The 26,293-nt window shown below is 68.9% G+C and carries 21 protein-coding genes; 13 read left to right on the top strand and 8 right to left on the bottom strand.

Annotated features, from left to right (window positions below; translation table 11 throughout):
* Positions 1-17: 17 nt before the first annotated feature.
* On the bottom strand, positions 18-3,077 hold the full coding sequence (locus tag AC07NF_RS04715; protein ID WP_494628571.1) for a TonB-dependent receptor domain-containing protein: 3,060 nt from the start codon (positions 3,075-3,077) through the stop codon (positions 18-20).
* Positions 3,078-3,136: 59 nt separating this feature from the next.
* On the bottom strand, positions 3,137-4,471 hold the full coding sequence (locus AC07NF_RS04710; protein WP_494628572.1) for a dicarboxylate/amino acid:cation symporter: 1,335 nt from the start codon (positions 4,469-4,471) through the stop codon (positions 3,137-3,139).
* 243 nt (positions 4,472-4,714) lie between these two features.
* Between AC07NF_RS04710 and AC07NF_RS04705 the strand changes: the two genes are divergently transcribed.
* Complete coding sequence (locus AC07NF_RS04705; RefSeq protein ID WP_494628573.1) at positions 4,715-6,553, top strand: sensor histidine kinase; 1,839 nt, start codon at positions 4,715-4,717, stop codon at positions 6,551-6,553.
* Positions 6,553-7,911 carry a sigma-54-dependent transcriptional regulator gene (locus AC07NF_RS04700; protein WP_494628574.1) on the top strand — a complete coding sequence of 453 codons (1,359 nt, stop codon included), beginning with the start codon at positions 6,553-6,555 and terminating at the stop codon, positions 7,909-7,911. Before AC07NF_RS04705 ends, AC07NF_RS04700 begins: the two co-directional genes overlap by 1 nt.
* Here AC07NF_RS04700 and ilvD read toward each other — a convergent pair.
* Positions 7,889-9,742 carry a dihydroxy-acid dehydratase gene (gene ilvD, locus AC07NF_RS04695; protein WP_494628575.1) on the bottom strand — a complete coding sequence of 618 codons (1,854 nt, stop codon included), beginning with the start codon at positions 9,740-9,742 and terminating at the stop codon, positions 7,889-7,891. The genes AC07NF_RS04700 and ilvD overlap by 23 nt on opposite strands.
* Positions 9,743-9,839: 97 nt before the next feature.
* On the opposite strand from ilvD, the gene AC07NF_RS04690 reads away from it, so the two are divergent.
* Complete coding sequence (locus tag AC07NF_RS04690; protein ID WP_494628576.1) at positions 9,840-10,736, top strand: LysR family transcriptional regulator; 897 nt, start codon at positions 9,840-9,842, stop codon at positions 10,734-10,736.
* A 17-nt stretch (positions 10,737-10,753) separates the two neighbouring features.
* Here AC07NF_RS04690 and AC07NF_RS04685 read toward each other — a convergent pair whose 3' ends face one another.
* Entirely contained in the window at positions 10,754-11,353 is a 600-nt protein-coding gene (locus tag AC07NF_RS04685; RefSeq protein WP_494628577.1) for a TetR/AcrR family transcriptional regulator, read from the bottom strand.
* 164 nt (positions 11,354-11,517) lie between these two features.
* Between AC07NF_RS04685 and AC07NF_RS04680 the strand changes: the two genes are divergently transcribed.
* The gene (locus AC07NF_RS04680; protein WP_494628578.1) at positions 11,518-12,180 is read left to right on the top strand and encodes an O-methyltransferase; all 663 of its coding nucleotides are present in this window, start codon (positions 11,518-11,520) and stop codon (positions 12,178-12,180) included.
* Here the strand turns inward: AC07NF_RS04680 and AC07NF_RS04675 are convergent.
* From AC07NF_RS04675 to AC07NF_RS04660, 4 genes are read right to left on the bottom strand one after another with little or no spacing between them, the layout of a single operon-like run.
* Complete coding sequence (locus AC07NF_RS04675) at positions 12,177-13,508, bottom strand: sensor histidine kinase (protein ID WP_494628579.1); 1,332 nt, start codon at positions 13,506-13,508, stop codon at positions 12,177-12,179. The two genes, AC07NF_RS04680 and AC07NF_RS04675, sit on opposite strands and share 4 nt — an antisense overlap.
* Entirely contained in the window at positions 13,505-14,170 is a 666-nt protein-coding gene (locus AC07NF_RS04670; RefSeq protein ID WP_494628580.1) for a response regulator transcription factor, read from the bottom strand. Before AC07NF_RS04670 ends, AC07NF_RS04675 begins: the two co-directional genes overlap by 4 nt.
* On the bottom strand, positions 14,171-14,506 hold the full coding sequence (locus AC07NF_RS04665; RefSeq protein ID WP_494628581.1) for a PepSY domain-containing protein: 336 nt from the start codon (positions 14,504-14,506) through the stop codon (positions 14,171-14,173).
* A gap of 53 nt (positions 14,507-14,559) precedes the next feature.
* Positions 14,560-15,408, bottom strand: coding sequence for a MurR/RpiR family transcriptional regulator (locus AC07NF_RS04660; RefSeq protein WP_494628582.1), 849 nt, complete (start codon positions 15,406-15,408; stop codon positions 14,560-14,562).
* Positions 15,409-15,627: 219 nt separating this feature from the next.
* Between AC07NF_RS04660 and AC07NF_RS04655 the strand changes: the two genes are divergently transcribed.
* From AC07NF_RS04655 to AC07NF_RS04615, 9 genes are all read left to right on the top strand, one after another.
* Complete coding sequence (locus AC07NF_RS04655; RefSeq protein WP_494628583.1) at positions 15,628-17,622, top strand: phytase; 1,995 nt, start codon at positions 15,628-15,630, stop codon at positions 17,620-17,622.
* 133 nt (positions 17,623-17,755) lie between these two features.
* Positions 17,756-18,403 carry a hypothetical protein gene (locus AC07NF_RS04650; RefSeq protein WP_494628584.1) on the top strand — a complete coding sequence of 216 codons (648 nt, stop codon included), beginning with the start codon at positions 17,756-17,758 and terminating at the stop codon, positions 18,401-18,403.
* Positions 18,404-18,430: 27 nt separating this feature from the next.
* The gene (locus AC07NF_RS04645; protein ID WP_494628585.1) at positions 18,431-18,655 is read left to right on the top strand and encodes a hypothetical protein; all 225 of its coding nucleotides are present in this window, start codon (positions 18,431-18,433) and stop codon (positions 18,653-18,655) included.
* A gap of 239 nt (positions 18,656-18,894) precedes the next feature.
* The gene (locus AC07NF_RS04640; protein WP_492809706.1) at positions 18,895-19,596 is read left to right on the top strand and encodes a response regulator; all 702 of its coding nucleotides are present in this window, start codon (positions 18,895-18,897) and stop codon (positions 19,594-19,596) included.
* Between the two features lie 27 nt (positions 19,597-19,623).
* Complete coding sequence (locus AC07NF_RS04635) at positions 19,624-20,946, top strand: ATP-binding protein (protein ID WP_494628586.1); 1,323 nt, start codon at positions 19,624-19,626, stop codon at positions 20,944-20,946.
* Positions 20,947-21,113: 167 nt separating this feature from the next.
* A complete protein-coding gene (locus tag AC07NF_RS04630; protein ID WP_454715436.1) occupies positions 21,114-21,809 on the top strand; it encodes a carbonic anhydrase in 696 nt (231 codons plus the stop codon).
* The gene (locus AC07NF_RS04625; RefSeq protein ID WP_494628587.1) at positions 21,806-23,353 is read left to right on the top strand and encodes a SulP family inorganic anion transporter; all 1,548 of its coding nucleotides are present in this window, start codon (positions 21,806-21,808) and stop codon (positions 23,351-23,353) included. The genes AC07NF_RS04630 and AC07NF_RS04625 overlap by 4 nt, the downstream gene beginning before the upstream one ends.
* Before the next feature lie 60 nt (positions 23,354-23,413).
* Complete coding sequence (locus AC07NF_RS04620; protein ID WP_494628588.1) at positions 23,414-23,824, top strand: Ros/MucR family transcriptional regulator; 411 nt, start codon at positions 23,414-23,416, stop codon at positions 23,822-23,824.
* Positions 23,825-24,059: 235 nt separating this feature from the next.
* Positions 24,060-26,288 (top strand): transglycosylase domain-containing protein, encoded by a 2,229-nt coding sequence (locus AC07NF_RS04615; RefSeq protein WP_494628589.1) that lies wholly within the window; start codon positions 24,060-24,062, stop codon positions 26,286-26,288.
* Positions 26,289-26,293 lie beyond the last annotated feature (5 nt).

Raw genomic sequence — 26,293 nt, 5'->3', positions numbered from 1 at the left:
GCCGGCCGGAATGAACGTCAGAACGACTTGCTGACGCTCATGTACCAGTAACGGGCATAGGGGTTGTAGAGCGAGCCGATGAAGCCGCCCGACGACAGCGGCGGATCCTTGTCGAAGATGTTGCGCGCGCCCACCCGGATGCGGGTGTCGTTGGCCCACCCCTTCTGCTCGAAGCGGTATTGGGCATACAGGTTGACCGTGGTCAGCGGCTTGACGGCCCAGGGCTCACCCGCGGTCGAGACGAAGTCCATGTCCAGGACCGAGCCGGTATAGACCACCGAGGCGCCGATCTGGACCGGACCACCGCGCCAGGTGCCGGTGCCCGTCCACTTCCACTTGGGCTTGCCGTTCTTCTTCAGCAGGTCGCCAACGTCGGTCAGCGGCGTGGCGCGGTTGATCGTGCCGGCGGCGCGGGCGGCGAACAGCTCGGCGACCGGCGGAGCCAGTTCCTGCGAGAACTTGTCCATGAAGGTGCCGTCGATATCGACGCTGAACCGGCCGGCGTTTTCGGTGCGCAGGCTCCAGTTCAGACCGAAGTCGATGCCGCTGACGGTCTGGGGCTGCAGGTTCTTGAACTGGTCGCGGATCTCCAGGATCTGGCCGACCGGGGCCAGGCCCGTGCCCTGGAAGAAGGCGATGTCGTCGACGGTCGGCGCGGCGCGGATGACGTTCGCGTTGCTCGAACCGGTGACACGGGACAGGTAGTCCTGGATGGCGATGTTGGCCGAGCCCAGCGTGCCGACGATGCCTTCCTGCTTGATCTGCCAACGGTCGACCGTGACCGTGAAGCGGCCGAACTGTTCGGGGATGAAGGTCGGCTGCAGCACGACGCCCACCGAGTAGTTCTCGCTCGTCTCGGCCTTCAGGTTCGGGTTGCCCGCCGTGGTGAAGCGGATGCCGACGCCACGCGTACAGGCGGTGAAGGTCGAGATGCGGCCGGCGCGCAGGTCGGCCTCACAGCGGTAGTAGTCGGTGACGGTGTTGGTCCGCGAATAGGCAAACGGGTTGGTGGTTTCCAGGTTCGGGGCGCGGAAGCCCTGCTGCCACGAGCCGCGGAAGCGAACGCCGTCGATCACGTCCCAGGCAAACGCGATCTTGGGTTTCGCGACCGAGCCGAAGTCGCTGTAGTTCTCGTAGCGACCGGCCAGCTGCAGGTCGATGCGGCGGACCAGCGGGATGTTCATATCCGGCGAAACCAGCGGCACGGCGAATTCGAGGAAGGCCGAACCGACGTCGCGCGAGCCCTTGGTGCTGGGCGTGTCGTTGACGCCCGTGACGTTGCTGTTGCTGGTCAGGCCGGTGACCGGATCGGTGAACGGCGTGCGGCCGTCCAGCTGCGGATCGCGGCGGTCCTGCTGGGTTTCGTGACGGAACTCGACGCCGGCGGCGACGCCGACCGAGCCGCTCCAGATGTTGATCAGGTCGGGCTTCGAAACCTTGAAGTCGGCCATGGTCAGGGTGGTGGTCGAGTGGCGCTTCAGGCGGAAGCGGATGGCGTCCAGCGCGGCCTTGGAGCTGGGCGTGCAGTCACGACCGCCCATGCCGTCCAGGCAGCCGCCGTTGAACGGGTTGTAGGCGTCGGGAGTCGACAGGGCCAGCGAGGCGGCCAGCTTCTTGCTGTCGATACCGTCGCTTTCGTCCTTGGCGTCGGCCTTCGAATAGAGGACCGCCGTGTCGAAGTTCCAGCCCCACTTCTCGCCCTTCAGACCGCCCAGGAAGCGGGTCTGATAGTTCTCGACCTCGACCTTGCTCGGGCCCAGGTCGTTGAAGCGGTAGTTGGTGAAGGTCACGGGCAGACCGGCGACCGGCACGTTGGTCAGGCCCGGCAGGCGGTTCGGGTTGGCCTGGCCGTTGGCGAAGGTCACCGGACCGAAGGGGTTCCAGTAGTTGCTGGCCGGCACGCCGATGGCCACCAGGCTGGTGCCCTGGGTCGTCAGGCCTTCCGACGTGGCGTGGTAGAAGCCGACTTCGCCATAGGCCGTCAAATTGTCACTGATGTCGTAATGGCCGTTCAGGAACAGGTTCTGGCGCTCGATCTCCGGCGCGACGGTCGTCGCGTCGTTCTGCGGGGCGTTGTAGCGATAGGCGTTGGCGGTGCTGCCGGTGGCCAGGTTGCCGGTGCCCAGGCACAGGCCGTTGCCGATCTGGGCAGCGCAGCCGGCGATGGTGTTGGGCTGCACGTGGGTCGCGCCGGCCGCCGTGGTCAGGGCCGTCGTGCCCTGGCGGATCGTGCCGGGGCCGCCGAACACCGTGAAGTTGGCGAACGAGTTCTGGTTGCCGCGGTTATCCGGGGCGGCGCTGGCGGCGTAGTCCGGATAGCCGGCAAACAGCGAACGCAGGTCCTGGGTCGCGGTATAGGGCCGGTCGCTGGGACGCTGGGCCGTGCGCCAGGTGAAGTTGCCGTTCAGCGAGATGTTGCCCCGCCCTTCCGCGAAGTTGCGGCCGGCGAAGATGTTGCTCGAGTATTCCTTGCGGTGCGTGCCTTCGGCCCAGCCGTACTGGGCGTCGACGGTCAGGCCGTCGAAGTCGGTCTTGAGCACGGTGTTGACGACGCCGGCCACCGCGTCCGAGCCGTAGATGGCGGCGGCGCCGTCGCGCAGCACTTCCAGGCGGTCCAGGTTCGAGGTCGGGATGGCGTTGGCGTTGAAGCCCAGCAGCGGCACGGTGCCCGACGACTGGCTGGTCGGGTGCGAGACCAGGCGGCGGCCGTTCAGCAGCACCAGGGTGTTGCCGACGCCCAGGCTGCGCAGGTTGATCGAGTTGACGTCGCCACGCGTGGAGTTGCTGGTCTGGGCCGCATTGGTCGGGTTGATGAACACGTCGCCCATCTGCGGGATCGAGCGGAACAGGTCATCGCCCGAGACCGCGCCGGTGGCGGCGATCTGGCTCTCGCCCATCACCGTGACCGGCAAGGCGGCCGTGGTCTTGGCGCCCTTGATCTGGCTGCCGACGACGACGATTTCTTCAACCTTGGTGTTGGCGTCGGCAGCTTCTTGAGCCATGGCGCCGGTGGCGGTCAGCAGGACGGCCAAGGCCGCGCCCCGGACGAGATGGCGGCGGTAGGTCTGGTAAGTCACGTTTAGCTCCCCAGTGTTTTCTTTTGTTGTCAGTTCGGTGGGTCGGATCGGCGCGCCGCTTAAGGACGCGCGGCCTCCGGGACGGGACCGCCGGGGGCCGCCGGCGGGTGTTTCTTCGGGTTGAGGGCCGACTTGAAGGCCCGGACATCCAGGCCCTTCTCCCAGCGCGAGACGACGATCGCCGCCACCGCGTTGCCGGTGAAGTTGGTCAGGGCCCGGCACTCGGACATGAAGCGGTCGACGCCCAGGATCAGGGCCATGCCGGCCACCGGGACCGAGGGCACGACCGACAGGGTCGCAGCCAGGGTGATGAAGCCCGCGCCGGTCACGCCAGCCGCGCCCTTGGAGCTCAGCATGGCCACGCCCAGCAGCAGGGCCTGTTCTTCCCACGAGAGGTGCACGCCGGTGGCCTGGGCGATGAACAGCGCCGCCAGGGTCATGTAGATGTTAGTGCCGTCGAGGTTGAACGAGTAGCCCAGCGGGACCACCAGGCCGACGACCGACTTCGGGCAACCGGCCTTTTCCAGCTTTTCGATCAGGCTGGGCAGCGCGGCTTCCGACGAGCTGGTGCCCAGCACCAGCAGCAGTTCGGCCTTCAGGTAACGGATCAAGCTGAAGATCGAGAAACCGTTGAACAGACCGACCGCGCCCAACACCACGACCACGAACAGCGCCGAGGTCAGGTAGAAGGTGCCGACCAGCAGGGCCAGGTTGGCGACGGAGTGGATGCCGTACTTGCCGATCGTGAAGGCGAAGGCCCCGAAGGCGCCGATCGGGGCGGCCTTCATCACGATGTGCACGAACTTGAAGAAGGCCTGGGCCACGACTTCCAGGAAGTCGACCACCGGCTTGGCCGGCGCGCCGACCAGGGTCAGCGACAGGCCAAACAGGATCGAGATCAGCAGCACCTGCAGGATCTCGCCCTCGGCGAAGGCCCCGACCACGGTGTTGGGAATGACGTTCATCAGGAAGCCGACGATGCTCTGATCGTGGGCCTTGGCGGCGTATTCGGCGACCTTGCCGGCCTTCAAGGTGGCGGGGTCGATGTTCATGCCCGCGCCCGGCTGGACGACATTGGCGACGATCAGGCCGACAATCAGGGCCAGGGTCGAGAAGACGAGGAAATAGAGCAGCGCCTTGATGGCCACGCGGCCGACCTTCTCTAGGTCGCGCATGCCGGCGATGCCGGTGACCACGGTTAGGAAGATCACGGGAGCGATGACCATCTTCACCAGCTTGATGAAGGCGTCGCCCAGCGGCTTCAGCGATTGGCCGATCTCGGGATAGTAGTGCCCGATGGCGCCGCCCAGGGCGATGGCCAGCAGCACCTGGAAGTACAGGTGACGATAGAACGGCTTAGGGCGCTCAGGGGCGGCCGGTTGGATCGTCTGCACTGTCGCCTCTTGGCCTGGCCCGAAGGCCTCGTTTCCACCCCGCGCCCCTTTGCCGGGACGCTTGGATAGACGATCCTAGGCCTTAGGACCCCACGCAAGCGGCCTCAAGAAAAGCGCCTGACCGTTGATTTATTTCGAGTTTTTTCCTCACGGTCATTTAGGGACCGCTACCGGGTCGGCGAAAAACCCCACGCCCGGCGCGCATTTTGTGCGAAAATCCGCACAAACCTTGGAAACGCTTCCGTGAAGAGCCCGCCCCTGCCGAATCTGGCCGACCCGATCGCCCGCCGCTGGCTGGCCTTCGTCGTGGTCAGCGCCATCCTGCTGGCGGCCGTCGTCGGCTTCGCGGGCGCGGTGGCCGAGCGGCGCGCCACCACCGACCTCGCTCGTCAGGCCCAGGCCTCCGCAACCCTGCACGCGGCCGTCCTGCGCAGCGAGCTGGCCAAGCACCGCTCACTGCCCTTTGTCCTGGCCCAGGACCCCGACGTGGCCGAGGTGCTGCGCTCGGAAGACCCTCAGGGCCTGGCCGCCATGAACCGCAAGCTGGAGACGCTGAGCGGCGGCACCCGCGCGGCGGTGATCTACGTCCTGAACGCCAAGGGCATGACCATCGCCGCCAGCAACTGGCGCGAACCGACCAGTTTCGTGGGCTCGGACTACAGCTTCCGACCCTATTTCAAGGAGGCCAAGGCCGACGGGACCGCCGAACTCTTCGCCCTGGGCACGGTCAGCCGCCGCCCGGGCCTGTTCATGTCGCGCCGCGTCGAAGGCCCTCACGGCCTGCTGGGCGTGGTGGTCGTGAAGGTCGAGTTCGAGGCGCTGGAAGCCGAATGGTCCGCCGCCGAGCCGGCCTTCGCCGCCGATCCGCACGGCGTGATCCTGGTGACCTCGGTCCCGACCTGGCGGTTCTCGACGCTCAGCCCCCTGCCCCCGGCCGAGCAGCAGCGGCTGCGCGCCGAGCACCGCTTCGGCGATGCGCCGTTCAGCGTGCTGAAGGCCACGCCGCTGCCCGTCGCCGGCCGCGCCCCGACCCTGACCAGCCTCTCGCCGCCCGACCAGGGCGAGAGCCGCTACATGGCCGCCAGCGCCGACCTGGGGGCCGTGGGCTGGACGGTCTACACCCTGACGCCCGTCGGTGCGGCCCTGCGCACGGCGATCAGCGGCGCCCGCGCCATCGCCCTCTTGGCGGGCCTGGTGGCCTGCGCCATCGCCGCCGCCCTGCTGCGCTGGCGCGGCCAGGCCACCGTCCGCGCCGCCCGCCAGGAGGCCGCGCGTCTGGAGCTGGAAGCCCGCGTCCAGGAGCGCACCGCCGAGCTGCGCGAGACCAACCAACGCCTGACCGTCGAGATCGAGGAACGTCGCCGCGTCGAGGCCCACGTCCACGTCATGCAGGACGAGCTGGTGCAGTCCAACAAGCTGGCCACCCTGGGCCAGATCGCCGCCGGCGTGGCGCACGAGATCAACCAGCCGGTGGCGGCCATCCGCGCCTATGCCGACAACGCCGCCGCGTTCCTGGACCGGTCCGACGACAAGACCGCCAAGGCCAATCTCGGTTTGATCTCGGGCCTGACCGAACGCATCGGCCTGATCACCGACGAGCTGCGCGCCTTCGCCCGCAAGTCCAGCGCCCCGGCCGCGCCGGTGGCCGTGCGCGAGGCCGTCGACGGCGCCCTGCTGCTGGTCGGCCCGCGCCTGCGCCAGCAGGGCGTGCGCGTGATCCGCGACGAAGCCGACGAGGCCGCCCGCGTGATGGCCGAGCGCTTCCGCCTGGAGCAAGTGCTGGTCAACCTGCTGCAGAACGCCCTGGAGGCGCTGGAAGGCGCGACCGATCCGGAGATCCGCGTCCAGGTTTCCGTCAAGCGCTCGCAGGTGCGGATCCTGGTCGCCGACAACGGCCCAGGGGTCGCGCCCGAAGCGGCCAAGACCCTGTTCACCCCGTTCGCGACCACCAAGCCCCGAGGCCTCGGTCTCGGTCTGGTGATCAGCCGCGACATCGTCGCCGAGTTCGGCGGCGAGCTTTCCCTGGAGGCCGGCCCCGGCGGCGCCCGCTTCCTCATGTCCCTGCCCAAGGCGCGTTCGTAATGCCCGTTTCCGTGAACCAGGTCGCCTTCATCGACGACGACGACGTCCTGCGCGACGCCAACGTCCAGACCCTGCAGCTGGCGGGGTTCGAGGTGCTGGCCTTCGACTCCGCCGAGACCGCCGTCGCGGCCGTGCCGGCCGACTTTCCGGGCGTGGTGATCAGCGACATCCGCATGCCGCGCATGGACGGCCGCCAGCTGTTCCGTCGCCTCAAGGAGCAGGATCCCGACCTGCCCGTGATCCTGATCACCGGCCACGCCGATGTCACCGAGGCCGTCGAGGCCCTGCACGACGGCGTCTACGACTTCGTGGCCAAGCCCTACGCCCCCGAGCGCCTGGTCAGCAGCGTGCGCCGCGCCATCGAGAAGCGCCGGCTGGTGCTGGAGAACCGCGAGCTGCGCAGCCTGGCCGCCCAGGCTCAAGGCGATTGGCCGCTGATCGGCCAAACCCCGGTGATGGAGCGCCTGCGCGCCACCCTGCGCCAGCTCGCCAGCGCCGATGTCGACGTGCTGCTGGAGGGCGAGACCGGAGTCGGCAAGGAGCTGGCCGCCCGCGCCCTGCACGCCTGGGGCCGCCGCCGGGATCGCGAGTTCGTCGCCGTCGACTGCGCCGCCCTGCCTGCTGGCGCTTTGGACAGCGAACTGTTCGGCCACGAGCTGGGCGCCTTCAGCGGCGCGGTGCGCCAGCGCATGGGCCGCATCCAGCAGGCCGATCGCGGCACGCTTTTCCTGGATGAAATCGAGACCTTGGCCCCGGAAGCTCAGGGCAAGTTCCTGCGGGTGCTGGAAGAGCGCGAGGTGACGCCCCTGGGCTCCAACCGCGCCCAGACCCTGGACCTGCGGGTCGTGGCCGCCGCCAAGGGCAATCTGGCCGACGCCGTGGCGGCCGGGACCTTCCGCCAGGACCTGTTCCACCGCCTGGACGTGGTGCGCATCCGCATCCCGCCGCTGCGCGAGCGTCGCGAGGACGTGCCGCTGCTGTTCGCCCACTTCCTGGCGCGGGCCTGCGAGCGGCTGGACGGCCCCCCTCCGGTCGTCGACGACCAGGTGCGCTGGCGGCTGCACAATCACGACTGGCCAGGCAATGTCCGGGAGCTCGGCCACTACGCCCAGCGCGTGGCGCTGGGCCTGGCCGACCAGACCTCGACCGGCGCGCCGGAAGAGCTGCCGCCCCTGCCCGAGCGCGTGGCGACCTATGAGGCCCACGTGATCCGCGAGGCCCTGGCCGGCTGCGACGGCGACGTGCGCAAGGCGCTGGAGGTCCTGCGCATTCCGCGCAAGACCTTCTACGACAAGCTGGACCGCCACGACATCGATGTGGCGGCCTATAGGCCTTCTAGCCGCGCTCGACCTGGCTGACGTCGCGGACCGCGCCTTTGGCGGCGTTGGTGGTCATGGCGGCGTACGCGCGCAGGGCGGGTGAAATCACGCGCTGGCGATCCTTGGGCTTCCAGGCGTCCTTGCCACGGGCCAGCTGAGCGGCGCGACGCTCGGCCAGCACCGCGTCCGACACTTCCAGGGTGATGCCCCGGTTGGGGATGTCGATCAGGATGCTGTCGCCCGTCTCGACCAGGGCGATCAGGCCACCCTCGCCGGCTTCCGGCGAGACGTGGCCGATCGACAGGCCCGAGGTGCCGCCCGAGAAACGACCGTCGGTGATCAGGGCGCAGGCCGCGCCCAGGCCCTTCGATTTCAGATAGGTGGTCGGGTACAGCATCTCCTGCATGCCCGGACCGCCCTTGGGGCCTTCGTAGCGGATCACCACGACCTCGCCGGCCTTGACCTGGCCGCCCAGGATGCCGCTGACCGCCGCTTCCTGGCTCTCATAGACGCGGGCCGTGCCCTTGAAGGTCAGGATGGAGTCATCGACCCCGGCCGTCTTCACGATGCAGCCCTCGGGGGCCAGGTTGCCGAACAGCACGGCCAGGCCGCCGTCCTTCGAGAACGGGTGCTCGACCGAGCGGATGACGCCCTTCTCGCGGTCCAGGTCCAGGTTCTCCCAGCGAGCGGCCTGGCTGAAGGCGATCTGGGTCGGCTTGCCGCCCGGCGCGGCGCGGAAGAACTCGTGGGCCGTGGCGCTGTTGGTGCGGCCGATGTCCCAACGGGCCAGGGCCTCGGCCATCGTGGTGGCGTGAACCGTCGGCTGGCTGGTGTCGATCAGGCCGCCGCGCTCCAGCTCGCCCAGGATGGCCATGACGCCACCGGCGCGGTGGACGTCCTCCATGTGCACGTCGGCCTTGGCGGGCGCGACCTTGGACAAGCACGGCACCTTGCGGGAAAGACGGTCGATATCGGCCATGCCGAACTCGACCTCGCCCTCGCTGGCGGCGGCCAGCAGGTGCAGCACGGTATTGGTCGAGCCGCCCATGGCGATGTCCAGACTCATGGCGTTCTCGAACGCGGCCCGGGTGGCGATGTTGCGTGGCAAGGCGGTGGCGTCGTCCTGCTCGTACCAGCGTTGGCACAGGTCGACGATCACGCGGCCGGCCTCGAGGAACAGCGCCTCGCGGTCGGCGTGGGTGGCCAGGACCGAGCCGTTGCCGGGCAACGACAGGCCGAGCGCCTCGGTCAGGCAGTTCATCGAGTTGGCGGTGAACATGCCCGAGCACGAGCCGCAGGTCGGGCACGCGGCCTTCTCGATCGCGGTGACTTCCTCGTCCGTGTACTTGTCGTCGGCGGCCACGACCATGGCGTCGACCAGGTCCAGGGCGCGGATCTCGCCCTTGATCGTCACCTTGCCGGCCTCCATCGGACCGCCCGAGACGAAGACCACCGGGATGTTCAGCCGCATTGCGGCCATCAGCATGCCGGGCGTGATCTTGTCGCAGTTGGAGATGCAGACGATGGCGTCGGCGCAGTGGGCGTTGACCATGTACTCGACCGCGTCGGCGATCAGCTCGCGGCTGGGTAGCGAATACAGCATGCCGCCGTGGCCCATGGCGATGCCGTCGTCGACGGCGATGGTGTTGAATTCCTTGGCCACGCCCCCGGCCGCCTCGATCTCGCGGGCGACCAGCTGGCCCAGGTCCTTCAGGTGCACGTGGCCCGGGACGAACTGGGTGAAGCTGTTGGCCACCGCGATGATCGGCTTGCCGAAATCCTCGTCCTTCATGCCTGTGGCGCGCCACAGGCCGCGGGCGCCGGCCATGTTGCGGCCGTGGGTCGAGGTGCGAGAGCGATAGGGAGGCATGGGAAATCTCAATGTCGGCTGTAGGGACTTTCTACGGCCGTTCCTCCGGCGGACAAAATATATTAGTTCAGCACCATTAGGTCGCTGAGCATATCAAATGGACGTCCGCCCGCTTCGCCATTTCGCCGCTGTCGCAGACACCCTGCATTTCGGCCGGGCCGCCGAGCGCCTCGGCATGACCCAGCCGCCGCTCAGCCAGTCGATCATGGCGCTGGAAAAGACCCTGGGCGCGGCGCTGTTCGTGCGCTCCAAGCGCAGCGTGCGGCTCAGCGCCTTTGGCGAGCAGTGGCTGCCGCACGTGCTGGCGACGTTGGACAGCCTGGACGAGCTGCCGACCACGGCCCGCCGCATCCGCGACGGCCAGACGGGCCTCTTGACCCTGTCCTTCGTCAGCACCGCCGATTACAGCGTCCTGCCAGCCTTGGTGCGGCGCTATTCCCAGGCCTTTCCGGACGTCGAGATCCGCCTGTTCGAGGCCACCAGCGACGTGCAGATCCCGGCCCTGGTGGCCGGCGAGCGGCATGCCGGCATCATCATCCCGCCCGCCGACCAGGCCCTGCCGCCGCCGCTGGACTATCGCCGGCTGCTGCGCGAGCCGCTGATCGCGGCGGTCCCGACGGCGTGGATCGATCAGGGCCGCATCGCCAGCGACACGCGACTGTCGACCGACGAGGTGCTGGCCTCGCCGCTGATCCTGTTCCCCAAGCAGGTGACCCCGGCCTTCCACGATCTGGTCACCGGCTACTACGCGGCTCTGGGCGGCGCGCCCAGAATCGTCCAGGAAGCCATCCAGATGCAGACCATCATCAGCCTGGTCTCCAGCGGTCTGGGCATCGCCCTGGTCCCGGCCTCGCTGCGGAACATGGCCCGCACCGGGGTCAGCTACATTCCGCTGGCCGGCGCGGTTCCGGAGCTGGAAACCGGCCTCGTCTGGCGGCGCGGCGAGGTCTCAGCAACCTTGGCTAACTTCTTGAAATTGCTCGATACGCCATAGAAAACGCGACGAAAGCGTCAGATCATCGGCTTGCGACGGTCCGAGGCCTTGGGCGCCTTCCAGCCGATCCACACCAGATAGGCCTGGAACATGTCGGCCATGGCCCCGGCATAGGCCTCGATCTCCTCACCCGTGCGGGGCATCTCGGAGAAGGATTTCCCCACCTGTTTCAAGGTGTTGGAGATCAAATCGCCCACCATGACGCGCTCGGCTTCCGGGGTGTCGGGCATCAGCTCGATCATGAAGTCCAGCAGGGTCTGGGTGCCTGACAGGCGGGCTTCCTGGGCCTCGGGCGCGTCGCGGTACAGCGGCGCTGCATCGTCCAAGGCGCCCCGCACCTCAGCCTCCTCGCATTCGGAGCGGATGAAGGCGATGACCAGCGCCCTCAAGCGTTCCAGCGGCGGGCTGGAGGCGTCGCCGAGGATTTCCTTCAAGAGATCCGTGGTTTCGCGCCACTCGTCGCTCTGCAGGCGGAACAGGATCGCGGCCTTGTTGGGGAAGTACTGATAGATCGAGCCGACGCTGACGCCGGCCTTCTCAGCCACCCGCGCCGTCGTGAAACGATGGGCGCCTTCCTTGGCCAGAACCTGAACAGCGGCCTCCAGGATCGCCGACACCAACTCGGTCGAACGCGCCTGTTGGGGCAGCTTTCGTGAGGAAATTCGGGGTGTTGGGCGATCAGTCATCGGCAACCTCGCAACGCGAATACCGTAACCCGACGGATTATTCGTATTTTCAAGGCCGACGCAAGACCGCGTCTTTCGAAGTTTCGGATACCCCGATGACGACCCTCACCACCGCCCCCATCGCGCCCCTGCTGGAGCGCCTGTTCACCGAGGCCGACGAAGCCTCGCCTATGAACGATCCGGCCTTCGCCCACATCACCGAGGACGAGCATTCCCGGCTGATGCGCAGTAAGACCGAGTACCGCGAGCTGTACGACCGCCTCAAGGCCTATCCCCTGGCCGTGTCACGCGAGACGGGCGCCCTGCTCTACATGCTGGCCCGCAGCGTGCGCGCGACCACGATCATCGAGTTCGGGACCTCGTTCGGCCTCTCGACCCTGCACCTGGCCGCAGCCCTGCGCGACAATGGCGGCGGCCGGCTGATCACCACCGAGTTCGAGCCCTCGAAGGCCGACCGCGCCCGCCAGAACCTGATCGCCGGCGGCGTTGCCGACCTGGTCGAGATCCGCGAGGGCGACGCGCTGCAAACCTTGGCCCGCGACCTGCCCGACCAGATCGACCTCGTTTTGCTGGACGGCGCCAAGGCTCTCTATCCCGAGATCCTGGCCCTGCTGGAAAGCCGCCTGAAGCCCGGCGCGCTGATCATCGCCGACAATGCCGACTACGCGCCGGACTATCTGGGTCGCGTGCGCTCGCCGATGGCCGGCTACATCTCGGTGCCGTTCGCCGAGGATGTCGAATTGTCGATGCGGCTCTAGGCTGTCCAGGCGATCGTGACGCGCAGCCCGCCCAGGTCCGAGCGGTCCATGCGCAACGCCGCGCCGGAGGACTCCGCCAGGTCGCGGACGATGGCCAGGCCCAGACCGTGACCCGGGCCGGCCTCGTCCAGCCGCGCGCCTCGGGCCAGGGCCGCCTCGGCGCGTCCTTCGTCCATGCCGGGGCCGTCGTCCTCGACGCGGAGCACGCCAGCCTCGCCCGAGACCCGCACCTGGCGGCGGGCGAAGCGGGCGGCGTTCTCGATCAGAGCGCCCAGCATCTCGGTCACGGCGTCCTCGGAGACCGGCACGCGCAGCTCGGCGGGGATCTCGACGTCGAACATCAGCCGCTCGCCGTCGGCCGTGCGTTCCAGCACCGCAACCAGGCGCTCGGCGATGACCAGCGGCGCGGCCTCGGCGGCGAAGGCGGCCTCCCGCGCGGCGGCGGCGCGGGCGCGGGCCAGCTCGGCCTCCAGCGCGGAAGAGACGGCGGCGATGGCGGCGTCCAGGCCGTCGGCGGCCTCGCCGGCCCCTGCCTCGCGGGCGCGGCGGCTCTGGGCTGACAAAGCGGCCAGCGGGGTCTTGAGGCTATGGGCCAGATCGCCGGCCCGGCGGCGGGCGCGGGCCAGGTCCCCTTCCCGCGCCTCGGCCAGGGCGTTGATCGCCTCGGCCAGCGGGGCGATCTCCTGCGGATGCTCGTCGGACATCCGGGCCGAGGGGCTCTTGCGCAGGCGGGCCAGGTCCTCGCGCACGCGAGCCAGCGGGGCCAGGCCCAAGGTCACCTGCAAGGCGGCGGCGGCCGACAGCACGACCCACAGGCCGGCCAGGAACAGCGCGAGGTCCCGGCCGAACTCCTGGCGCGCCGCCCGCAGGCCGTTTTCGTCGCTGGCCACCTGGATCAGTACGGCGGGGCCGTTGCGGTCGGGGCGCACCGAACGCTCGACCAGCAGCAGGCGGTCGCCGAAGGGACCAGCGGCGATGCGAGGACGCCAATCGTCGGTCGGCGCCCCCTGCGGCGCCGTCAGCGTCTGATCCCAGAGTGACGTCGAGGTTTTCAGCCCCGCCGGCGTCGAGACCTGCCAGTAGAGCCCCCCCATAGCCTTGCGCAGGCGTGGGTCAGCCGGAACCGCATCGACCACCGGCGCGCTGTTCGGCTCCAGCCGCACCGCAGCAGCCAGCATCTGGCCCGTCCGGACCAGCTCCGCCGTCTCCCGCCGCTCGATGTGGCGCTCGAACAGCCAGGTCATGGCCAGCCACGACACGGCCAGGGCCACCAGGATGGCCAGCATGCCCCCGGCGATCAGCCGTCCTCGTAGCGAGCGCCCCTTCACGCGGTCACGCCGCTCAACAGATAGCCAAAGCCCCGCCGGGTCTCGATCACATCGCTCCCCACCTTGCGGCGCAGACGGGTGACCAGGGCCTCGATGGCGTTGGCGTCGGCGGTCTCGGCCACGCCATAGAGCTGCTCGGCCAGTTCGCCAGCCGAAACCGCGCGGCCGGGATTGTGCGCCAGGCAGTCCAGCAAGCGGAACTCCAGCGGCGACAGCTTGACCGGCGCGCCGTCCAGGGTGGCCGACATGCGGCGGGTGTCCAGCGCCAGGCGCCCGGCCTCGATCACCGGCGAGACCCGGCCGGCGGCGCGGCGCACCAGCCCGCGAGCGCGGGCCAACAGCTCGCCCATCTCGAACGGCTTGGCCAGATAATCGTCGGCCCCGGCCTCGATGCCCTCGACCTTCTCGGTCCAGTCGCCGCGCGCCGACAGGATCAGCACCGGAAACGCTCGACCGTCCTTGCGCCAGCGACGCAGCACGGACAGGCCATCCAGGCGCGGCAGCCCCAGGTCCAGGATCACGACGGCGTAGTCCTCGACCCCGCCCTTGAACGAGGCGTCCTCGCCGTCGCGCGCCAGGTCCACGACGAAGCCGCTGGCGGCCAGCGCCTTGGCCAGGTCCGGACCGACGACGGGATCATCCTCGACGACCAGCGCCCGCACTCAGTCGTCCTCGAGCTTCAGGGTCGCGCCGGTCTTGGCGTCGAGCTCCAGTTCGCGGATGCGGCCGGACTTGGCCAGGATCTTCAGGTCGTATTTCAGCCGGCCATGGTCGCCCTGCTCCAGCTCGACCTCGATGATCTCGCCGGGTACGCGCTGGGCGGCGATGGCCAGGATGCGGGTCAGCGGCAGGACTTCCTTGCGCAGCAAGGCCTGTCGCGCGGCCTCGTGGCTCTGCTTCTTGTGGTCGTCGGAAGCGGCAACGCTGGTGGCGGCCAGGATCGAGGCGGTCACGGCGATGACCACCAGGCTGACGAAGGGGGTGCGGGACAGGATCATGGGCGGGACGATTCCACAGCCATCCTGACACGCCCCTGACGCGCCGCAACGCTTCAGGTCGGCCGGACAGGTTCGGCGCCCAGGCGATCATCGCCCGCGCTGTCGGCGGGAAAGCCGAACACCAGCGCCTGGACCAGGCAGATCGAGGCCGCCACCGAACGGAAGGCTCCCGTCTCGGCCTCGCGCACCGGCAGCACCAGTTGGGCCGAGGCGGCGATCGGGCTGGCGGCGCTGTCGCTGATCGACAGCACCCGGGCGCCGTGCTGCACCGCCGCCGCGGCCGCCTGCATCGTCTCCTCGGCATAAGGATGACTGCTGACGGCGATCAACAGGTCGCGGGGCCCGATGGACTGCACCTGCTGGCGGACCCGTCCCGCCATGCCGTCGACGAAGAAGGCCCGCTTGCCGGCATATTGCAGGGCGTGGGCCAGGTACGAGGCCACCGGGAACGAGCGCCGAAAGCCCACGACATAGACCATCTCGGCCTTGGCGATCAGTTCGGCGGCGGCGCGCAGGTCGGCTTCCCGCACCGTCTGGAGCAGGCTGCGCAGCGCCTGGACATCGCCCTCGACGAAGGCTTCCAGCACCTCGGCGCCCGAGCCTTCCCCGAAATGGCGTACGCGTTCGCCCAGCCCAGGAGCCTGGCCCGACAACAGGCTGTCACGGAACAGCCGCTGCATCTGGCTGGCGCCAGGATAACCGAAGCTCTTGGCGAAACGGATGATAGCTGAGGGCTGGACGCCGCAGCGCTCGGCGATCACCGCCACCGTCTCCAGCGCGAAGGCGTTGGGCTCGTCCAGGACGTAGCGCGCGATCTGCCGCTGGCGCTCGCTCAGCGCGTCGTAGCGGTCGACGATCGCCGCCCTCAACACCTCCGCCGTGGCCGGCGCCCCCTCGATCATGTCCGCCCCGAGATGATCACTCACAATTTGAGACTAGCGGTTCCCTACGTGCGCACAACGCGGGCGAGCACGCTTGAACGTTTCGCGTCCCCGTATCGAGGAAGCTTGGCTGTCATCGTCATGTGTCCGACGCCGTTCATATGACGCGGTTCGTCAGCCAGGCGTCAGGGGCCGCCGTCTAGGGGTCCGCCTCGCAAACGTGACCGGAGGGGCCGCCACATGAACCGCCTGAAACTCGCCGCCAGCCTGCTGGCCCTGACCATCGCCGCGCCGGCCCTGGCCCAAGTCCAGCCCGTGGCGACCACCGTTCCGACCGCCCAGGGCGGGACCAATGGCGTGGTGCTGCTGCGCGATCCCAGCGATCCGAAGAAAAGCGTGATCGCCGCAAGCGCCAAGCTGGCGGGGCTGGAGTTCTACGGCCTGGATGGCCAGAGGATCGCCTCCGTCCCTGGCGGCGAGGTCAAGGCGGTCGACGCGCGTGACGACGGGAAGCGCGCCATCCTGGCCGTGCTGGACACCCAGGCCGGAGCCATGCGCCTGTTCGCCCGCGACTACGCCAGCGGTCAGGTCACGGCCTTGAACGCCAAGCCGCTGGCGCTGGGTTATTCCGGCGAAGGCCTGTGCCTGCACCGCAGCGCCCGCGACGGCGCGCTCTATGCCTTCGCCATGGGCCGCGACGGCCAGTTGGACCAATGGCTGCTGTATCCGACCGAAGGCGGCCAGATGGACGGCCGCGTGGTCCGCCGCCTGCGCCTGTCATCGGAGGCCAAGTTCTGCGTCGCCGACGACGCCACCGGCGCCCTCTATGTCGCGCAAGCCGCGGTGGGCGTGTGGCGCTACGACGCCGATCCCGAGGCCGAGCCGGTCCCGACCATCGTCGACATCAACCGCCTGGGCCACATCAAAGGTGAGGTCGGGGGCCTGGCCGTCATCGATGGCGGCGCGGGCGCCAACTACCTGGTCGCGGCCAACGCCGACGCGGGCGACTTCAACGTCTATGACCGGAGCGCGGGCGACAAGTTCCTGGGCGGGTTCAAGGCCGGCGCGATCCAGAACCCTTCGGCGCTGTTTGGCCTGCGCGCGCCCATCGGCGCCAGCCTGCCGGCCGGCGCTCTGCTGATCGCCGACGATCGCAAGCAAGGCGCTCACAGCCAGGTCCTGTCCTGGGCCGACATCGCCGCCGCCCTGAAGCTGTCGACCGGCGTCGACGCGCCGCCCGCGCCGAAGAGCAAGGTCGCCCTGGTCCACGCGACGATGGAAACCGTTCCGGTAGACCATGACGGCGACGCCGCCGACGATCCGGCCATCTGGGTCCACCCGACCGATCCGGCCAAAAGCGCCATTATCGGCACCGACAAGAAGGGCGGCCTGGCCGTCTATGACCTGTCGGGCCAGCGCCTGCAGTTCCTGCCCGACGGCAAGATGAACAATGTCGACCTGCGCGGCGGCTTCAAGCTGGGCGGCAAGACCGTGACGCTGATCGCCGCCAGCGACCGCACCCACAAGTCGATCGCGCTCTACACGATCGATCCCGAGACCCGCCAACTGAGCAACGTCGCCGACGGTCTTCAGCCCACGAACCTTTCGGATCCGTACGGCCTGTGTATGTACCGCGACCGCAAGGGCGGGACCTTCGTGTTCATCAGCGATCCCGACGGCCTGGTGCGCCAGTGGAAGCTGACCGCCACCCCGGCCGGCAAGGTCAAGGCGCAGGCCGTCCGTGACATCCGCTTCGACACCCAGACCGAAGGCTGCGTCGCCGACGACGAGACCGGCGCTTTGTATGTGGCCGAAGAAGACGTCGCCCTGTGGCGACTGGGCGCCGACGCCAAGGCCGGCTCGGCCAAGAAGGTTGTCGCCCGCATCGCCGACAACCCCGCCCTGAAGGACGACCTGGAAGGCATCGGCCTCTACGCCCAAGCCGGCGGCAAGGGCTTTCTGGTGCTGTCCAGCCAGGGCAACAACACCTACGCCGTGTTCCGCCGCGAGGGCGACAACGCCTATGTCGGCAGCTTCGCGGTCACCGCCGACGGCAGCAAGGCTATCGACGGGATCTCCGAGACCGACGGCCTGGACGTGACCAGCGCCTCCCTGGGCGCAGGCCTGGAAGGCGGAGCGTTCGTGGCCCAGGACGGCCGCAACATTTCCCCGCCCGAACACCAGAACTTCAAGCTCGTTCCGTGGTCGGCCATCGCGGAAAAGCTGAAACTGTAAGGGAATCCGGCGGACGCTTAGCCTGTCACTCTTTGTCACGAACGCGATGCAGAGCCGCAAGGCGGCGTCGCCAATCTCAGACCCGTAGCAGGGCCGCTCGTCCCCCAGGGCGGCCACTGCCGGGAGAAATTGGATGATCACGACCCGTAATATTTTGTTGGCTTTGACCCTGGCCGGCGGCGTGGCCGTCGCCGGGACGGCCGGCGCCGAGCCGGTCAAACTGTCCGCCAAGCAGACCGCCCTCACCGCAGCCCACTTCCACGCCAAGACCCAGATCATCGACGATCCGCTGGACGTCGAGACCGTGATCAGCTCGGAGCAAGGCTTCCGCGCCGGCCAGGGCCTTCTGAAGTCGCCGGCCAGCGACAACCATCTGCGCGCCTTCGTCGACAAGCGCTCGGGCGCCACCCGCTTCGAGGTGCGCCAGACCGTGATGTACCCGGGCGCGATCCGCCACTACGGCCAGGTGTCGTACCAGACCAGCCAATGGCCGGTCGAAGCGCCGCTGACCAAGATCCGCGACAACGCCAGCCACTGCTTCTTCTTCGAAGCGCCGGAAGTGTGCCGCGAGGAAGTCTCGTTCGGCATCTCCGAGGCCGAGCTGCGCAGCGCCGCCGCCAAGCCGGGCGCCTGGGCCTACAAGCTCACCTCGCCCAAGGGCTACGAGCACCGCACCGCCATCACCCACGCCGAGATCGAGGGCCTGCTGAAGGCCGTCGACACCTACCGCCGCGCCCTGCCCGCCACCCAGGCGGCGGCCGACACCGCCTCGGGCAGCTAAGCCGCCTGTCGCATACGGAGTTTCCCTATGAAAGTTCTCGCATCCCTCGCCCTCGCGGCCGCCTGCGTGGTCGCCTCCCCGGCGTTCGCTGGCCCGCAAGGCACCGGCCTGACCTTCACCGAAGAGGTCGCCAAGAAGGCGGCCGCAAAGAAGAAGGCCGAAGCCGCCGCCGCCAACACCCAAGCCTCGGCCGACTGCGCCCCCAAGGCCGGCCAGACCGAGAGCAAGGACAAAGCTTGCCGCGCCAGCTAGGCCCGGCTTCCGAACGGCCGCTGGGGATCTGAGCCCCCGGCGGTCCGCCCTCGCGTGCAACCCCTAACCTGCAAACCGCACGCGAGGGCGACCTTTCGTCACCGTTTCCGGTCGAAGCCATGTGCTAAGACCTTGTCCGCGGCCCAGCCGCGCTTAAGTAGCCTAGGCGTATGGATTCTTCAGGTCACGGAACGATCGCTTTACCGCGTGAGATGGCGACTGCGCCGCTCGCGCCTTCCGTGCTGATCGTCGAGGACGATCCGGCGCTGCGCACCCTGCTGATGCGACTGCTGCGCGAGGAAGGCTTCCAGCCGCTGAGCGCCGGCCACGGCGCCGAGATGGCGCGGGTGCTGGAAACCAACAAGGTCGACCTGATCCTGCTGGACGTCATGCTGCCCGGCAGCAACGGCTTCGACCTGTGCCGCAGCATCCGTCGCGAGAGCGACGTGCCGATCGTCATGCTCAGCGCCCGCGACGACGAGACCGACCGCCTGATCGGCCTGGAGCTGGGCGCCGACGACTATATCGGCAAGCCCTTCAGCAAGAAGGAGCTGATCGCCCGCATCCGCGCCATCCTGCGCCGCACCCAGGCCGGGGCCCAGTCCAGCCAGCCGCGTGGCCACCAGCAGATGACCTTCGCCGGCTGGAGCCTGGATCCGGGCCGCCGCGAGCTGCTGTCGCCGGACGGCGCCTTCGTTGATTTGTCGGGCGCCGAGTTCGACCTGCTGCTGGCCTTCGTCAGCTCGCCCCAGCGGGTGATCGGTCGCGAGCGCCTGCTGGAGATGTCGCGCGCCCGCTTCTCGGACGCCTCGGATCGCAGCATCGACGTGCTGGTCAGCCGCCTGCGCCGCAAGCTGGCCGTCACCGGTCAGGCCGAGGCCCTGCTTCGCACCGTGCGCGGCGTCGGCTATATCTTCACCGCCCCTGTCGAGCGTCGATAATCGGGCTGCGATGAATCGGGAGCGACGATGAAGCTTCTGCGGCTGTGGCCGCAGCGCCTGGTCGGCCAGGTCACCCTGGTGCTGATGTTGGCCGTGGCGCTGGAATTCGTCGGCAGCTCGATCCTGTTCGAGAACAGTCGGCTCTACCCCAATCGTGACAACCAGATCCGCCGCGCAGCCGAACAGCTGGTCGCGGCTGAAACGATTCTGGAGACCGGCCCGACCAATGAGCGCGAGGCCGAGGCGGCGATGATCTCCAATCGCGCCACCGAGCTGACCTGGTCGCCCCTGCCCCACCTGGTCGACCGCAACCGCCCGGCCGAAAACCAGCTGAAGGAACGCCTGCGCGAGGCCGAGCCCACCTTGCGCGGCCGCGACCTGCGCCTGAACGCCGACACCGACCACGCCCTGCCGCGCGACACCTATCTGAAGGCGTCGGTGCGCCTGCGCGACGGCTCCTGGCTGACCTTGAAGACCAAGATCCGCGCCGCGCCCTGGGCGGTGCTGCTGAGCAGCGTCGGCTCGGCCTTCATCCTGGGCCTGGGTGTCATCGCCGCCGCAGCCCTGGTGCTGCACAACCTCAGCCGTCCCTTGCGCGCCCTGGCCGAGGCCGCCGACAAGGTCGGGCAAGGCGCCCATGTCCGCATCGCCGAAAGCGGGGCCCGCGACCTGAAGCTGGTCGCCGAGGCCTTCAACGCCATGCAGGACCGCATCGCCGGCCTGTTGACGACCCGCACCGAGGCCCTGGCCGCCGTCGGCCACGACCTGCGCACGCCCCTGTCGCGCCTGCGCCTGCGGGCCGGCTTCGTGAAGGACGCCGAGGCCCGCGAGGCGCTGGAGGCCGATGTCGACGAGATGACGGCCATGCTCGACTCGTTGCTGGCCTATCTGGGCGGCCAGGAGGATCCCGAACCGCAGCGTCGCACCGACCTGGCCGCCATCGCCATGACCCTGGTCGACAACGCCACGGACTCCGAACGCCAGGCGACCTATGCCGGCTTCGACCACCTGCCGGTCCATGCGCGCCCCGTGTCGCTGAAGCGCGCGATCAGCAACATTGTCGAGAACGCCCTGCACTATGGCGGCGACGCGATGGTGACCCTGACCCGCGAGGGCCGCACCGCGGTGCTGGCGGTCGAGGACAACGGTCCCGGCATCCCGGAGAACGAGCTAGCCGAGGTGCTGCAGCCCTTCCACCGCCTGGACAGCGCCCGCGCCCGCAACACCGCGGGCCTGGGCCTAGGCCTGACCATCGTCCAGCAGATCCTCCAGCGCGAAGGCGGCGCCCTGGTGCTGAAGAACCGCCCGCAAGGCGGGTTGAGAGTCGAGCTGAGACTGCCCGCTCTTTAGCGGCTCCAACTGCGCTTTGCGGACATCCTTTGTCACAAAGCCGCTGCAACGCAGCAAAACCCAGAAACCACCTTCGTACTGCGTCGGGCTCTGCCCGTTAGACGCCCGCCGCGACGCCCATCCCCCCTTTTCCGGGCGTCGTGGCGGCTACTTGTACGGAGGTTGCCTTGGAACAGTTTCTCGAACGGGCCGCGCTGTTTCGCGGTCAGGTTTTCCCCGCCCAGAGCGCGCTCTACGAGCGTCTGGCCAGCCACGGTCAGAGCCCCTCGGCCCTGATGATCTCGTGCGCCGACAGCCGCGTCGTGCCCGAGCTGATCACCCAAGCCGCGCCCGGCGACCTGTTCGTCTGCCGTAACGCCGGCAACATCGTCCCGCCATTCAGCCAAGCCAACGGCGGCGTCTCGTCGGCCGTGGAATACGCCGTCATGGCCCTGGGCGTGCGCGACATCGTCGTCTGCGGCCACTCGGACTGCGGCGCCATGAAGGCGTTCTCGAACCCGGCGGCCCTGGAAAAGATGCCGAACGTGGCTGCCTGGCTGCGTCACGCCCACGCCGCCCACAGCGTCGTCTGCAACGCCTATCACGGCCTGGACGAGCACGGCACGACCCGCGCCCTGTCGCTGGAAAACGTCGTCGTCCAGCTGAACCACCTGCGCACCCACCCGTCGGTGGCCTCGGCCATCGCCCAGGGCAAGCTGACCCTGCACGGCTGGTTCTTCGAGATCGAGACCGGCCAGATCCAGGCCTATAACGGCGACACCGGCCAGTTCGAGCAAGTCTACGAAGGCTCGCCCCTGCCCGTCGCCCAACGCCCGTCCAAGCGCATGGTCGCCGCCGACCACCTGGGCATCGCCGCCGAATGACCCAAGCTTCCGCCTCCTCCCCCGGCGCGAAGGCTGGTTTCGGTACGATCCTGTCGCGTGACTTCATTGCTTCGATCGTCGTCTTCCTGGTGGCGATGCCTCTGTGTATGGGCATCGCCGTCGCCTCCGGCGTTCCGGCCGAACGCGGCCTGGTCACCGGCATCATCGGCGGCATCGTCGTCGGCGCCCTGGCCGGCTCGCCCCTGCAGGTCAGCGGCCCCGCCGCCGGCCTGGCCGTCATCGTCTTCGAGATCGTCGCCAAGCACGGCCTGTCCATGCTGGGCCCGATCCTGGTCGTCGCCGGCGCCATCCAGCTGATCGCCGGCGCCGCCAAGCTCGGCAACTGGTTCCGCGCCATCTCGCCGGCCGTCGTGCACGGCATGCTGGCGGGCATCGGCGTGCTGATCGTGGCGGGCCAGTTCCACGTCCTGTTCGGCGACTCGCCCAAGGCCCACGGCCTGCAAAACCTGGCCGCCATCCCCGGCGCCCTGGCCGGCGTGCAGTTCGCGACCCTGACCCAGGTCGAGGCCGCCCTGGCCGTCGGCGTGGTGACGATCGGCTCGATCCTGCTGTGGGAGAAGTTCCGTCCCAAGGCCCTGAAGCTGGTCCCCGGCGCCCTGCTGGGCGTCGTCGCCGGCACGGTGCTGGCGACCGTCTTCGCCCTGGATGTGAAGAAGATCATCGTGCCGGAATCGATCGCCGCGGCGATCGCCATCCCGGGCGTGGCCGACTTCGCCAAGATGGCCGATCCGATGCTGCTGGTGACCGCCATCGCGGTGGCCTTCATCGCCTCGGCCGAGACCCTGCTGTCGGCCGCCGCCGTCGACCGCATGCACGACGGCGAGCGCACGAAGTACAACAAGGAGCTCGGCGCCCAAGGCATCGGCAACCTGCTGTGCGGCCTGGTCGGCGCCCTGCCGATGACCGGCGTGATCGTGCGTAGCTCGGCCAACGTCCAGGCCGGCGCCATGACCCGCATGTCGGCCATCCTGCACGGCGTCTGGATCCTGGCCTTCGTCGCCCTGCTGCCCTGGCTTCTGCGCATGGTGCCCAGCGCCGCCCTCGCCGGCGTGCTGGTCGTCACGGGCTGGAAGCTGGTCAGCCTGCAGCACGTGCGCCACCTGTTCGCGCGCTACGGCCTACTGCCGGCCCTGATCTGGGCGGCGACCTTCGCCATGGTCGTGGCCACGGACCTCCTGACCGGCGTGCTGGTCGGCATGGCCCTGACCCTGCTCGAGCTGGTCCCCAACCTGAAGAAGATGCGCCTCAGCATCGCCCAGCACCGCCTGAGCGAAGACGAGAGCGAGATCCGACTGGAGGGCGCGGCCACGTTCATCCAGCTGCCCAAGATCGCCAAGGTCCTGGACGGCGCCCCGAACAAGGGCCGGGTCCGCCTGAACACCCGCGGCCTGACCAGCCTGGACCACACCGTCGCCGAGGCCCTCAGCGACTGGCTGAAAGGCAAGGCCCGGGCCGGGGTGAACGTCGAGCTCCCCAGCTCCTGCGCCTTCGGGGACCGCCTGCGGGCGGCTCTCGCCCACTAATCCCACCCGCCTTCCCGGGAGCGCCCAGCGCTCCCGGGTTTTCTTCGTGAGAACAACAAGATGAACAAAGCCCAGGAACGCGCCGCTGACATCGCCACCCAGGTTCTGTGCGCTTATCTCAGCAACAACTCCGTCTCGCCCGACGACCTGCCGGCCCTGACGGCTCGCACCTACGCCGCCCTCGAGGCGGTGTTCGCCGGTCCGTCCGCCACGCCCCTGCTGGTGTCCGCGCCGACGGCCGAGGAGATCGCCGCCAGCGTCACGCCCGACGCCATCGTCAGCTTCGAGAATGGCCGTCGTTATCGCTCGCTGCGCCGGCACCTGAACCAGCTGGGCCTGACCGACGACCAGTACCGCGCCAAGTGGGGCCTGCCGTCCGACTATCCGCTGGTCGCCCAGAGCTTCTCGGACCTGCGCTCCAGCGCCGCCCGCGCCCAGCGTTTCGGCGGCATCGCCGTCGCGGCTGAATAGCAGGCAAAAGAAAAGCCCGGGCGAAAACCGTCCGGGCTGAAGGAGTTAGGGAGGAAACGCCCCAGGAAGGGCAGAGGCCAACAGCCTCACGGGTTTCCATCTATGATCGGACAAATCCGGTTCAAGGGCGGCGGCCGCAAAAACTTCCCTTTCAGCGCGCTTGGCTTGTCCTGGCCCTGTGGTATTGAGCCCGACCACGGTTGAGGGCCTGCGCCCGAAGCGAGCGCCGAGTCTCATGTCCGATCCCAACGATCCGAACGACACCGCACCCGAGACGCCCAAGCCCGAGACGTCGTCGCCCAAACCCAGGAAGCCTCGGAAACCGCGCGCCAAGGCCGTGATGACCGAGGCGGCCGCCCTGCCTGAGACCCCCGAAGCGCCCAAGCCCCGCCGCGTGCGCAAGCCGCGTGTCGTCGAGGACGTCGCGCCCGAGCCGGAAGCCGTCGAAGAACCGGTCGCCGAACCCGAGGCGCTCCCGGAAGAAGCGCCGCCCGAGCCCGCCCAGACCGAGCTGCCGGAAGCCGTCGAAGCCGTCCCGGAAGCCGCCCTCTCCCCGGCCGAGCCGGTCACGCCCAAGAAGCCGCCGATCTGGAAGCGCCCCGCCTGGTTGATCGGCGCGGCCGCCGCCGTGGTGCTGGCAGTCGTCCTGATCGCTTCATTGTTTTGGTCGCTGCCCCTGAGCCGCGCCCTGGAGCCGCTGACCAACTCCGCCATCGTGCTGGTGGCCGAAGACGGCTCGCCGATCGCCCGCCGGGGGTCGTACAAGGAAGCCCCGATCGATGTGGCCAAGCTGCCGGACTACGTGCCCGGCGCCTTCATCTCGATCGAGGACCGCCGCTTCTACAGCCACATGGGCGTGGATCCGAAAGCCATCGCCCGCGCCCTGGGCCGCAACGCCCAGGCCGGCGGCGTCTCGGAAGGCGGCTCGACCATCACCCAGCAGCTGGCCAAGAACGCCTTCCTGAGCAGTGACCGCAACCTGCGTCGCAAGGCGCAAGAGGCGATGATCGCGGTCTATCTGGAAGCCCGGCTGACCAAGAAAGAGATCCTGTCGCGCTACCTGTCGTCGGTCTATTTCGGCGACGGCGCCTTTGGCCTGCGCGCGGCGGCCCGGCACTATTTCGGCAAGCAGCCCGAACAGCTGTCGGTCGGCGAAGCAGCCATGCTGGCCGGCCTGGTCAAGGCCCCCTCGCGCCTGGCCCCGACCAACAACATCGAAGGCGCCCGCGAGCGCATGCGCGTGGTGCTGGGCGCCATGGTCGAGACCAAGACCATCACCCAGGCCCAGGCCGACGCAGTGGGCGACGTCTCGCCGGTCGAGATCGAGGACAAGCTGCCGACGGGCTCGTACTTCGCCGACTGGGCCCTGCCCCAGGCCCGCGCCGCGATCGGCGCCCGCTACGGCGAGACCATCGTGAAGACCACCCTGGATCCCGAGATGCAGGAGAAGGCCGAGCGGATCCTCAACGACTACATCGCCCGCGACGGCAAGGTCCTGAACATCACCCAGGGCGCGCTGGTGGCCATGCGCAAAGACGGCCGCGTCGTCGCCATGGTCGGCGGCCGCGACTACGGCGCCAGCCAGTTCAACCGCGCCGACGGCGCGCGCCAGCCGGGCTCGTCGTTCAAGCTGTTCGTCTATCTGGCCGCCCTGCAGTCGGGCATGACCTCCACCAGCCCGATCCTGGACACGCCCGTGCAGGTCAGCGGCTACATGCCCAAGAACCACGAGGGCAAGTATCGCGACCGCGAGGTGCCGCTGATCACCGCCTTCGCCGCCTCGTCGAACGTGGCCGCCGTGCGCCTGGCCCACGACCTGGGTCCGGCCAAGGTGATCAAGGTCGCCCGCCAGCTGGGCGTCACCGAGAAGATCCCCGACGACCTGACCATGGCGCTGGGCACCGGCTCGATGAGCCTGACGCGCCTGACGGCGGCCTATGCCTCGATCGCGGCCGGCGAGTATCCGGTCGTGGCCCACGGTCTGGACACCTTCGCCAAGCCCAAGACCACCGCCTACGACCCCAAGGTGCTGCTGGGCATGCGCGACCTGCTGCGCTCGGCCACCCATCGCGGCACGGGCCTGGAAGCGGCCATCCCCGGCGCCTTCGGCAAGACCGGCACCACCCAGGACTATCACGACGCCCTGTTCGTCGGTTACGTCGACGACCTGGTCGTAGGCGTGTGGGTCGGCAATGACGACAACAGCTCGATGAACGGCGTGGTCGGCGGCGGCGAGCCCGCCAAGATCTGGAAGGCCTTCATGCTGGCCGCCCTGGGTCGCCAGGTCGCGCCGACCGTCGAGGAGGATCCGCTGGAGGACCTGGGCCTGTCGCTGGAAGGCGAGATCGGTCCCGACGGCCTGCCGATCGCCCCGCTGACGGCCGCCCCGCCAGCCGATCCACAACCGCCCGCGCCCAACAGCGGCGTGCCGCAAGCGCCCCCGCCGCCGGAGCCGCGCCCCTAACCTGA

The sequence above is a fragment of the Caulobacter sp. GW821-FHT10A06 genome (genome assembly GCF_059415805.1).
The sequence above is the reverse complement of the archived record's forward strand: the minus strand, read 5'-3'. Positions and strand labels throughout refer to the sequence as shown.